The sequence below is a fragment of the Nostoc sp. CMAA1605 genome, assembly GCF_021596505.1.
GTDB lineage: Bacteria > Cyanobacteriota > Cyanobacteriia > Cyanobacteriales > Nostocaceae > Trichormus.
Map to the genome: position 1 here is coordinate 19,109 of NZ_PJIZ01000091.1, position 8,157 is coordinate 27,265.

An 8,157-nucleotide genomic window follows, 5' to 3' on the forward strand; every position below is an offset into this window, starting at 1 on the left:
CATGGGTTGAGTATTGCGATCGCACCACCCAACCCACGATTAAAATATATGAGGTAATTAACCCACTACAAAGTTAACTAACTTTCCAGGTACAACAATCACCTTTTTAATTTCCTTTCCTTCTAAGTGACGCTGAACGGCTTCTGATTCACGGGCATATTTTTCCAACTCGGCTTTATCCGCCTGGGCTGGAACTTGTAAATCAGCGCGTTTTTTACCATTCACCTGAATTACCAATGTAATTTCATCAGCTACCAATGCAGCAGGGTCAAAAGTAGGCCAAGTTTGAGTATGCACTGATGCACTATTCCCCAACAAATGCCACAATTCATCACCAATGTGGGGCGCAAAGGGGGCTAACATCACCACCAAAGTTTGCACACCTTCAGCATAAATGGGGGAATTACGACAGTCTGCATCATTGAGAGCATTACTCAACTTCATCAACTCGGAAACGGCTGTATTAAATTGATACTCATCTTCTAAGTCTTCCGTTACCGCTTGGATGGCTGTGTGAATTGCGCGCCGTAATTCCTTTTCTGACTTACTCAAATTATCCAGTTGCGCCTGTTGACGACAAACTCCAGCCGCAGCATAATCTGTCACCAACCGCCAAACCCGATTTAAAAACCGGAATTGTCCTTCTACATCCGCCTCATCCCATTCCAGGTCTTTTTCTGGTGGTGCTTTAAATAAAATAAACATCCGGGCTGTGTCTACACCATACTTAGCAATTACATCTTCTGGTGCAACACCATTACCTTTGGATTTGGACATAGTAGCGTAAAGACGCTGCAAAGCTTCACCAGTTTGGGGATCACGGGGATCATCTGGGTTAACTAAAGTCGAAGGAATCCATTTATCTTTACCGCCCTTGTTAGGGTTCATGTAAGTTAAGCCCTGTACCATCCCCTGTGTTAACAGGCGTGCAAATGGTTCATCGAAGTTTAACAAACCGCGATCGCGCAAAACTTTGGTAAAGAACCGAGAATACAATAAGTGTAAAATCGCGTGTTCAATGCCACCTACATACTGTTCTACCGGCATCCAGTCGTTAGTGATGGCAGAATCAAACACCTGATTTTCATTTGTCGCATCAGTAAACCGTAAGAAATACCACGAGGAATCAATAAAGGTATCCATCGTGTCAGTTTCCCGTTTCGCAGGAGTACCACAGCTAGGACAAGGTACATTCACCCAACTTTCCATCTGCGCCAAAGGTGAACCACCACGGCCGGTAAATTCTACTTCTTCGGGTAACTGTACAGGTAAATCTGCATCTGGCACTGGGACTATGCCGCAGTTAGGGCAATGAATTACAGGAATAGGTGCGCCCCAATAGCGTTGACGCGAAATCAACCAATCCCGCAAGCGATATTGAATCCGTTCTTTCCCAAAGCCTTGTTCTTGAGCATATTTAGTAATTGCTGACTTGGCTTCTGTGGAACTCAAACCGGTGAACAACCCAGAATTAATTAAAATTCCTGGTTCTGTGTATGCTTCGTTATATTCAATCTGTACCAGTTGGGTAACTTCTTCGGTGTCGGATGTCGGTTTTAAATCAAAATCTGCCACATCTTCTGGTGCAGCAATTACAAATTCAATGGGTAAATCATACCTTTGGGCAAATTTAAAATCCCGTGCATCATGAGCCGGTACACCCATCACCGCCCCAGTACCATACTCATACAGTACATAGTCAGCAATCCAAATGGGTACTTCTTCCCCAGTAAACGGGTTAGTGACTTTCCCCCCAGTGGGAACACCGCGCTTGGGTTTGTCTTCGGCGGTACGTTCCAACTCACTTTGATTTGTCACCTCTTGAATAAAAGCTTTTACTACTGCTTGCTGTTCTTTTGTGGTGACTTGTTGCGTCAAGGGGTGTTCTGGGGCTAAGACTACGTAGCTCACACCGAACACCGTATCAGGACGGGTGGTATACACAGCGATTTTCTCAGCACTGCCCACAATGGGAAATTCCAAGTACGCGCCTGTGGATTTACCTATCCAGTTCGCCTGCATTAATTTGACCCGTTCCGGCCAGCCTGTCAATTTATCTAGGTCGTTTAATAATTCTTCCGCGTAGTCAGTAATCTTTAAAAACCACTGGCGCAACAGTTTGCGCTCAACTTTCGCCCCACTGCGCCAAGAACGTCCTTCGCTGTCAACCTGTTCGTTGGCTAATACAGTTTGGTCAATAGGGTCCCAGTTAACGGCTGCTTCTCTTTGGTAGGCTAAACCTGCTTGCAAAAACTGCAAGAAAATCCACTGTGTCCATTTGTAATAGTCTGGGGAACAGGTGGCAATTTCCTTATCCCAATCAATGGATAAGCCAAGACGCTGTAATTGTTGCCGCATTTGGGCAATATTCTGATAAGTCCACTTCGCCGGAGGGACACCACGGTCGATAGCGGCGTTTTCGGCGGGTAAACCAAAAGCATCCCATCCCATCGGATGCAGTACCCGATACCCTTGCATCCGTTTGAGGCGGGCAATCACATCGGTAATTGTATAGTTACGGACGTGACCCATATGTAGGCTACCTGATGGGTAGGGGAACATGGATAGAGCGTAGAATTGGGCTTATTACTATCTGTGGGGTTTTGTCTAAGCCAAGTTCTAACCATGTTTGTTGCCATTTTTCCTCAATTGCTGCTGGGTTGTATCGGGAATCCACCGAAAACTCTCCTACTGGACTGTAAATCTGGTTTGCCTCCATATTGTAGATGATGGTAGGCAAATGAATAAGTAATGTCAAACAACCTATGGCTGAATTACATACAAAAAATTCTGGCGGAGTGCGAATTTTTGTCTACGGGACACTCAAACCAGGCGAAATCAATTATCAAAGATATTGTACTAATTGTGTAGTGGATGCCCAAAAAGCCATGATCAGGGGTGAGTTATTCGCTTTGCCGATGGGCTACCCAGCCATGACGATAGGAAAAGAACTAGTCCACGGATATTTACTGACTTTTGCTGAACCTGAGATTTTGGATGTTCTGGATGATTTAGAAGATTATGAGCCTACTAGAGAAATGTCAGCAAACCTATATAATCGCCAGGAGATAGAAGTTTACAGCATCAACTCTGTATCTTTAGGTTGGGCTTGGGTGTATGTCATGAACCCAGAAAAAGTCAAGAAGTTAGGAGGTAGACACCTAGTTGATGGGTGCTGGAGTGGTAATTGAGAAATACAACACCCTATTTGCCACTCCCTACTTCCTCTGTCTAGTTGATATCTGGGGAAACTTCTCCTAGTTTTGACTCTGGAGATGAGACTGCGGCCTTGGGAATCTCAATGACTGGATTATTCAAGGCAATCATCGGCAGTGGCTCTGATTTGGTAGCAGTCTGGGTAGGCTGTACTTGTGGTTGTTGTGCTACCTGCGGGATGCTAGATTCTTGATTTAGCACCCAGCTTGATAATGCACCGATAACACAAGCAGCCAGAGCCGCGCCACCAAATGCCCATTTTCTTCTATAACGGCGGTTAATCTGGGCAAATACTTGATTGGCTGTTGTTTCTGGACAGGTTTGGGTTGTTGGCACTGGCATAGTCTGAAAGGCTTGCCTGAGCTTGATTAGTCTAGTGTACAGACGTTGAACTGAGGCATCGTTGGCTAGCCAATCTTCTACTTGCCTGCGTTCGGCGGCTGTCACCTCGCCATCTAAGTAAGCACTCAATAATTCAAAGCGATCGCGCTTTACCATATCTGTAGCACCCGTTGCTTCATTGGTATGCTTTGCCATCTCATCTGGTAACTCTCTTGGAAGTTGCCTCCGACAACGGTCATGAAATTGAGAATCAGTAGTCATACTAACATTATTACCAATTCATCCACGGGTAAAAGAAGTGGGCAATCCTAAGAGCATGATAAAAGTTTTTCTCCTGACGGCAGAGGCACGATCGACATTTCTTACAATTCTTAATCAATGCTTAAATTCTGCCATAGGGCAGGGTGAAGTTACTGTAAATTAGGCATCAAGATAGTTTTGCAATTGGGTTTGCAAGCGGGATCTGGCTCTAGCTATTCTCGACTTCACAGTTCCTAGAGAAACTCCGGTGATTTCGGCTATTTCTTCGTATGCCATACCTTCGATTTCTCTTAAAACAATGGTTGTCCGAAATACTTCAGGCAAATCCGCGATCGCTTCTCGCAATTGCTCGTAAAATTCTCTTGTTGTCAGTTCTTCTTCTGGCCCTGGAGTGTCTCCCGCGATTTCCCAATCCATTTCACCATCTTCTACTGAACGGGGAGCATCTAAAGATAAAGGACTGACAACCCGCTTGCGCTTACGTAATTCGTCATAAAACAAATTCGTAGCAATGCGGCTTAACCAACCTCTAAACTTAGATGGTTCTTGTAATCGGTTGATGTGCCGATATACTCGAATCCATACTTCTTGAGCCAAATCGGCTCTATCTGGCCAATCAGGAGCTAGGTGGTACAAAACTCTATCAACTTGAGATTGATAGCGGCGCAACAGTTCTGCAAACGCAGCACGATCTGGACGCAGTCCCGCTTGACAGCGCAAAATCAAATCATGGTTTGAGAGTTTGTCAACTTGCACCGATGCTTCTGAGTACCCCGCATCAACCGTTGACCAGGATACAGTAATCGATTGACTCATAGATCGTACTGGTTGTAAATCATCCCTATCTATTAGACCTGCTAATTGGCTACTTGTTCCTCAATAACGGACGGATTTGAGAGTGGAACACGCAGTGATAGAATTTTGGCACGATTTCTGGTAACGCCCCATCTCATACCATTTTGGATTTTAGATTTGGGATTTTGGATTGTAGAATGCTCAATCCATTTGCCGCTATCATTTTCCAAATTGGTATCACTTTTACCAGTTAGCAATTGTCTGGAACATTATGGAGCATTTTGTTTGTTACGACAATATTACAAATTGCTGTGCAATTGGCTCTATCTGGCTACAAAGTATTGACAAATAATGATTCCTGTGCATTAAAATTCACAGGAAGTTAGGTATCTTGAGTAGCTAATGACCAAAAGCTGCCAATCCAAAATCCCAAATCTAAAATCCAAAATTGGTACAGTCACCTGGCAGACAGAAACTTTACTTTTAAGCTTGTAGTTTTGATCATAAATGTACTGCGATCGCCACAGCCAGACTAACGCAAATTCTCATTTTCGCCATTGCGTTAGACTAGGACTCATGTTAAATACGTGTTCTTTTGAAAATTTCAGGATTGATTGTGACTATTTTATGAACATTTGACTGTAAAAACATTATCTTTCCGGTCTTGTGACCAAAACGGTTGCTGATGTTTCTGTATGTTGTTTGTAATTAGCACCAGAATTCGCTTGATGAGGCACACGGACTTGAAAAAAGAAATTGAGAGCAAATGTAATTGTGATTGCTAATGATAGTCTTTCCCACATAGTCTTACTCCCACCCACACCTTTAATGATTTATTCCAACTATTGGCAAGCAATCAAGAAAATTTCCTTTCTTTGCCAACAGACTCAGGAAAAATTAGTAAATCTAGTAGCTTGTTCAAAATTGTTTAGTTGGAACTTTCCAGATAACCTGAGTTTGCCCCAGGTAATCAAGATAGTTATCAATTCTTTGTGCTTAAATAATCAAGGACTTCAACTATTCAGCTGAGTATGTCAGGGATAAACAAGAAGCGATGGCAATGGTAAAAAATGAATCTCTAGCGCGTACTGTAATGTTTATCTGTTTTGGCACAGCTATCTTATCGGTAGCTATCCATTGGCGCATTACTACAACGCAAGGGCAGTTTAAAAAACCAGCTTCCACCGTAGTCAGCCGTCCTGGGGATGTTTATACAGGAAGCTTAGGGGAAACAGCGTTTGGTGCTTCTACACCTCCGACTAAAACTAGCCAGAGGGCTTCCCAAACCAAGTCCTCAGTTACCGAGTCTCATAATAATGCGGACACTGTTAATCAAAATGTAGCTTTAACGACTAACGCACCCCAAAAATCACAAAACAATACTAGTTCTGGTGAGGAAAAGAAGTCCATATTTTCCCAGATTTTTCAGCAAAACAAATCATCTAATCAATCGGGCAGTAATCAAAAACAGGTAGTAGTTGACTTAAGCGATCGCCGCACCTATGTTTATCAAGGAGACTTAGTTGTCGCGAGTTACCCCATTGCTGTAGGTAAAAAAGGCTGGGAAACACCTCAAGGTACGTTTGTTGTCGATGATATGCAGCATGACCCGATTTGGCGACATCCCATTACTGGTAAAGTATTTCCAGCTGGTTCTGATAGTCCCTTGGGGGAAAGATGGATTGGTTTTTGGTCAGATGGCCGCAATCAAATCGGGTTTCATGGTACTCCAGATGTTCACCTTTTGGGAACTGCCATTTCTCACGGTTGTCTGAGAATGCGTAATGCTGATGTTCGCTTACTTTACGATCAGGTAGGTATGGGAACAACTGTTGTAGTAAGGGAATAGGTTTTTTAATAGTCAACAGTCAATAGTCAATAGTCATCATACTTGAGGGCTTGTCTCTAGCGATCGCTTCAACTTCGCTAAAAGAGATACAGGCTTAACAGTATACGTATCTTAATATTGTTAAGCTGTTACACCCATAATTAATTTGCATAATTTCATTAGTCGATAAAGGCTATAAACTCTCTCCCCTGCCCCCTGCCCCCTGCCCCCTGCCCCCTGCCCCCTGCCCCCTGCCCCCTGCCCCCTGCCCCCAGGTGGACATTTAGCTAAAATTTAAGCTAAAGTTGTAATGAGTTTGTTTTAGCTCTAAATTCAGTCAGGCAAATCTCCAACCCTATCCCCACAGTCAAATCAAACTATAAATTCCCCACATTCTTCAGCACAATAGTATAGAAGGTAGTCAACGCAAAATATTGTAGTTCCCCATACACAACAACCATCAAATCCCTCTGGGATAACCCCACGATAGTGAAGTAGATTTAAATATGCAGAAACAGGCAGAATCCACAAAACCCATTCGTTCTTTAGAAGATGCACTAGAACGGTGTCAAATACTAGGTATGCGGGTGAGCCGTCAACGTCGCTTTATTCTAGAACTATTATGGCAAGCCAATGAACACCTTTCTGCGAGGGAAATTTATGACCGCCTCAACCAAGAAGGTAAAGAAATTGGTCATACATCTGTATATCAAAACTTAGAAGCACTATCGAGTCAAGGGATTATTGAGTGTATTGAACGTTGTGATGGGCGTTTATACGGCAATATTAGCGACGCTCATAGTCATGTTAACTGTCTCGATACGCATCAAATTCTTGACGTTCATGTAGAATTACCAGAAGAATTTATCCGTGCAGTTGAGGAAAAGACAGGTGTAAAAATAACGGAATATACGATCAATTTTTATGGTTATCGTCAAGTTCCTGAATAGGGATTGGGGACTGGGGATTGGGGACACTTCGACAAGCTCAGTGCATCGCTGGGGATTGGGGACTGGGGACAAGGTAGACAAGGTAGAATTTATTTCTCAATTTATTACTCATCTAATCACTCATTACTCACCACTTACCACTCACCACTCATTACTCATCACTCAGCACTCAGCACTGCTTCGGTAAACAACCTCTATCTATTCCCTATTCCCTAGACCACATTAATAATTACCAAACTGCTCGTTGAAAATTGTTTCATCATCACCATCGTCATTGACATTGGTAGATAAAATTAGTTCACCTTCTAAACTTTCAATCGTCCCAACATTGGAATTATCATCCCAGAATTGTGTCTGGTCTTTATTACTTGAAAGGTAGGATTTTGTTTGCTGGGATAGTAAAACTTTCAAGGCTTGAAACTGATCTAAAGAAAATAAAGCACCGCTAAATTTAGCGGTTTCTTGATGTTCTGCACTGAGGACAGCATTAGATAAACAAGCATTAGTAAAGTTAGCATTTTCAAGACTGACATTTGTGAGATTTGCGCCTGTCAAATTAGTATTTGTGAGATTAACGTCACTGAGATTTGCGGCTGTCAGATTAGCATTTGTGAGATTGGCATCACTGAGATTTGCCCCTTTGAGATTCACACAAGTGAGATTTGTGTCTATCAAGGCTGCATTGGTTAAATTAGTACCTTGAAAATTAGCTCCTGCTAATGTGATGTTTGATAAAGACGCGCCGGAAAGGTCGATTTCTGTTAA

At 42.9% G+C, this 8,157-nt stretch carries 8 protein-coding genes and 1 pseudogene; 4 read left to right on the forward strand and 5 right to left on the reverse strand.

What is annotated here, in order from left to right:
* Nucleotides 1-57 precede the first annotated feature (57 nt).
* Nucleotides 58-2,677: pseudogene (gene leuS / locus CV014_RS23700) on the reverse strand (leucine--tRNA ligase).
* Between the two features lie 88 nt (nucleotides 2,678-2,765).
* Here leuS and CV014_RS23705 point away from each other — a divergent pair.
* Entirely contained in the window at nucleotides 2,766-3,191 is a 426-nt protein-coding gene (locus CV014_RS23705; protein ID WP_236144267.1) for a gamma-glutamylcyclotransferase family protein, read from the forward strand.
* A 40-nt stretch (nucleotides 3,192-3,231) separates the two neighbouring features.
* Here CV014_RS23705 and CV014_RS23710 read toward each other — a convergent pair whose 3' ends face one another.
* From CV014_RS23710 to CV014_RS23720, 3 genes are all read right to left on the reverse strand, one after another.
* Entirely contained in the window at nucleotides 3,232-3,819 is a 588-nt protein-coding gene (locus tag CV014_RS23710; RefSeq protein ID WP_236144268.1) for an anti-sigma factor family protein, read from the reverse strand.
* 159 nt (nucleotides 3,820-3,978) lie between these two features.
* On the reverse strand, nucleotides 3,979-4,635 hold the full coding sequence (locus CV014_RS23715) for a sigma-70 family RNA polymerase sigma factor (protein WP_236144269.1): 657 nt from the start codon (nucleotides 4,633-4,635) through the stop codon (nucleotides 3,979-3,981).
* Between the two features lie 629 nt (nucleotides 4,636-5,264).
* On the reverse strand, nucleotides 5,265-5,417 hold the full coding sequence (locus CV014_RS23720; protein WP_236144270.1) for a hypothetical protein: 153 nt from the start codon (nucleotides 5,415-5,417) through the stop codon (nucleotides 5,265-5,267).
* 251 nt (nucleotides 5,418-5,668) lie between these two features.
* Between CV014_RS23720 and CV014_RS23725 the strand changes: the two genes are divergently transcribed.
* From CV014_RS23725 to CV014_RS23735, 3 genes are all read left to right on the forward strand, one after another.
* Nucleotides 5,669-6,463, forward strand: coding sequence for a L,D-transpeptidase (locus CV014_RS23725; RefSeq protein WP_236144271.1), 795 nt, complete (start codon nucleotides 5,669-5,671; stop codon nucleotides 6,461-6,463).
* 485 nt (nucleotides 6,464-6,948) lie between these two features.
* A complete protein-coding gene (locus tag CV014_RS23730; protein WP_236144272.1) occupies nucleotides 6,949-7,392 on the forward strand; it encodes a Fur family transcriptional regulator in 444 nt (147 codons plus the stop codon).
* 3 nt (nucleotides 7,393-7,395) lie between these two features.
* Entirely contained in the window at nucleotides 7,396-7,608 is a 213-nt protein-coding gene (locus CV014_RS23735) for a hypothetical protein (protein ID WP_236144273.1), read from the forward strand.
* 6 nt (nucleotides 7,609-7,614) lie between these two features.
* Here CV014_RS23735 and CV014_RS23740 read toward each other — a convergent pair.
* The coding region (locus CV014_RS23740; protein ID WP_236144274.1) for a pentapeptide repeat-containing protein at nucleotides 7,615-8,157 on the reverse strand (543 nt) is incomplete at its 5' end.